3 protein-coding genes are annotated in these 3,474 nt (G+C 33.1%); all 3 read right to left on the bottom strand.

Translation table 11 applies throughout. From position 1 onward, the window contains the following. A partial coding sequence (locus tag RR539_RS06020) for a DMT family transporter (RefSeq protein ID WP_332500246.1) occupies positions 1 to 431 on the bottom strand: 431 nt, incomplete at its 3' end. Positions 432 to 476: 45 nt separating this feature from the next. After that, positions 477 to 1,544 (bottom strand): uroporphyrinogen decarboxylase family protein, encoded by a 1,068-nt coding sequence (locus RR539_RS06015; protein ID WP_332500245.1) that lies wholly within the window; start codon positions 1,542 to 1,544, stop codon positions 477 to 479. A gap of 470 nt (positions 1,545 to 2,014) precedes the next feature. Next, the coding region (locus RR539_RS06010; protein ID WP_332500244.1) for an LTA synthase family protein at positions 2,015 to 3,474 on the bottom strand (1,460 nt) is incomplete at its 5' end.

Raw genomic sequence — 3,474 nt, 5'->3', positions numbered from 1 at the left:
TCAATATTAAGCTGAGGCTTAATAATAAGTAAACACCCTATAAATGCAACAAGTAGTGCTGCCCATTGCACCCTATTTACCTTCTCTTTAAGGAAAATACTACAGAATATAATAACTATAAATGGACTAAGCTTATTAAGCATCTCAGCATCTGATAATACTAGGTTATCAATTGCATAGAAGTAAAGTACAACTCCAAGTAGTCCTAAAATAGACCTTAGTAGAAGATACTTTTGGTTCTCCCTCTTACCAAATAGGCTTTGCTTATTTATTTTAACAAGGGGATATGCTATAAGAATCGATACTGCATTTCTAAATAGAGCTTTTTGAAGTGTTGGTATATCACCTGAAAGCTTAACAAATGCAGACATAATAGCAAACCCAAGCGCAGATATTACTATCCACATAATTCCCTTATTTCTATCTGTCATATAACCCTCCTGCTTAACTAATCTTATAAGGGCTACCCTTTTAAATTAGTTTTTGTTCATTTTAACTCCCCTAGCATATAATCTACATCCATCAACAAGTCCATGAACATTTTCTTCACATGTTCCTATTGGTATCTGACATCCTGATGATAGAATATATCCATTCTTACTATCTATACCCTTTTCAATGCATATTCTTGACTCCTTAAGTACATCTTCATAGGTTCCAAACTTAAGTGTTTCTACAGGCTTAACGTTCCCAACTATACACTTGCTATCACCTATAGCATCCTTAAGTTCACCTATATCCTCACAATTATCAAGTGAGAAGCTTGATATATTAATTTCACGAAGATCCTTCCATATACTCTTAGTTGAACCGCATATATGAAGCGAAGGCTTACTTCCTGTTATTCTTAGTATTTCATCACATAATCTTGATAAGTATGGCTTAGAAAACTCTCTAAAATACTTAGCTCCAATTAAAGTACAGCTTGAAACAGGGTCAGCTATTCCAACTCCTACCCCAAACTCATTATAAACAGCCTTAACATACTCAATATTAGTTTGAAGTGAGAACTCAAGTAACTTATGAACATTCTCAGGGTCCTTTCTCATATCCCTCATTAACTGATTAGCATCCCTAAGTGATGCTGCTATAGTCATAGGCCCAACAGTTGCTGTTCCAACATCTATTCTATGCCCAACTTCCTTAATAAGCATATCAAGTGACTTCATAACAGTAGGTAATCTACCATCCTTATATGGATTCATAAGCTTATAATTATCAAGATCTCTATAATCCTCAAGTGGCGCCTTTTTAATGTAAGCAACCTCATCCTTTGGTAGAATAACCTCCCCACCATATATCTCAGCTATAAGCTTACCATCAATTCCAACTCCCATATTATCCATTGAAAACTTATCTAAAAGAAAAACCTCTACGTCTTTCATAGTATTTGCATCAGTATAGTACTTACTAACATCTACATTCATAAAGTGGCATCCCATATCCCCTAGAAAAACAAAACAAGGTAGTCTATCAACTTCCCCTCCATCAAAATATGTTTTAACTCTTTCCTTAGCCGTCATACTATCTTTAATTATGTTCATAACAATTCCTCCTATGTAGATATTCCTAACTTCTATTATACACATTAACCCTTTATATTTACTAATAACACCCTATTATATTTTCTATACTATTTTACCAAATAAAAAATTTTAATTTTTACGGAAAATTTTTATCCATTAGTATTGATTATTATTATCTTATAGGCTATAATTAACTCATATCCCCTAACTACTAAATAAACATACCAGATATCAATCCCTAAATTATAAAACCGACCTAAGCTCCCCTTAGGTCGGTTTTCTTGTATGTATTTATAAGTAATTAAATTTTGGGGGGGTCTTTTTGGTTGGGGGTTCGTTGGTAGTAGGTGGTGGCTTTCAGGATATGCTAGTGGGATTTTTCATCTTAGAGTTTCTTGGAATAATCCCATCGAATATGAAAGTAAATAGGGCCTATTAACTGTAGATGTAAAAAAGGCTGCCTTATTATAATTAAGACAGCCTTTGGTTTATTCTAGTTCCTTAGTTTTGCTTAGGATTTTATCGTTTTTACCGATTTGGCCTGTGCTGATTTTTTTTGGAGATTTAACGTCTTCCTTTGAAATAACAGTGTTTTCGTCTATAAACTTAGTAGGTATAAGCTTTCCGTTAACTAATATACCTGTTTTGTAGTTAAAGTTCTCTCCCTTAACTACAAGGTTATTTCCTTCTACATAGTATTCCTTAACCTTTATGTCGTGAAGTCCCATTTTCATGTTAGACTTCTTATAAAGTTTACCGCCGAATATATATTTTTCTCCGTATAACATATCGTATTGAAGGTTTTTGTATGTTTCTTCATATTCCTTACTTCCACTATATTTGTTATGGAAGGTTGGAATAATCCCGTCCTTTATATCAATTAAATCAAATAGATAGCTTGATATTTCATATGCTTCAAGTTCCTTTGATGTTTTTTCAAAGCCTAGGTTATTCCATATAAAATACTCTGTTTGGTACTTTTTCTTACTATCAAGTGCCCCTTCCTTGTTAAGTGCATCTAGTGACGGAAGGTGGTCTGAGAATACTACTACAGCAGTAGGCTCATTTGTTGATTCAATAAACTTCATAAGTTCTCCAAGGTAGGCGTCTACCCCCTTAAGCTTATTTATTAAACCTTGTATTTGGCTTATAGCCTTAGGATCTAAGGTTTTATCTACTACGTCAAAGTCTTCGTTTGTAAGTTTTTCACTATATGAACCATGACTTTCAACAGTAATATTATATATAAACTGAGGCTCCTTCTTATTTAGAAGCTCCTTCATAGTGTCTAAATTAACCATATCCTCAGGATACATTTCACCCTTATCTAGGTTTTCTGGCTTTTTCATATATTCCATAGCAATATAGTTTTCGAATCCTAAATTAGGATATACTATATCCCTATCATAGAAGTTAGCTGTATAGTTGTGAACAACAGATGTATTATATCCATTGTCCCCTAATATATAAGCCATACTTTCAACTGTTTGCTTCTTTAAAATATTGTTGTTAGGAATCTCCCCAACAGGTAAAAAATCTGTGTTAAGACCTGTTAACACTTCAAATTCACTTCTAACTGTTCCTCCACCATAACATGGAACATTTAACACTCCATTTGGATATGAGTTAAACATTTTATTATAGTTTTTTAAAACATTGGTTTTCATTTTAATCCCTGGAATATGCTCAGGATTCATAAATGACTCTAATTGTATTCCAATTATATTAGGAGTTTTTGAAGGTTTTGTGTTTACCTTATTATCATTACCTGAGAAAACAGAAATAGTTTCACTACTAAGTTCTGTTTGTATTCCCTCTATGCTTTCCTTTGTATATCCTACTGGAGGCTTAACATTAAATGCCTTAGCTGTTTCACCAAATGAAACTAATAGTCCATTTTGCTTATAGCTATATGGCATGTCCCAAAAATAAACAACCTTCTTACCAC

The sequence above is a fragment of the Clostridium sp. genome (genome assembly GCF_036639235.1).
In the GTDB taxonomy this organism is placed as follows: Bacteria; Bacillota; Clostridia; order Clostridiales; family Caloramatoraceae; genus Clostridium_AB.
Note: the sequence above shows the minus strand (reverse complement) of the source record. Positions and strands in the feature narration are given on the sequence as shown.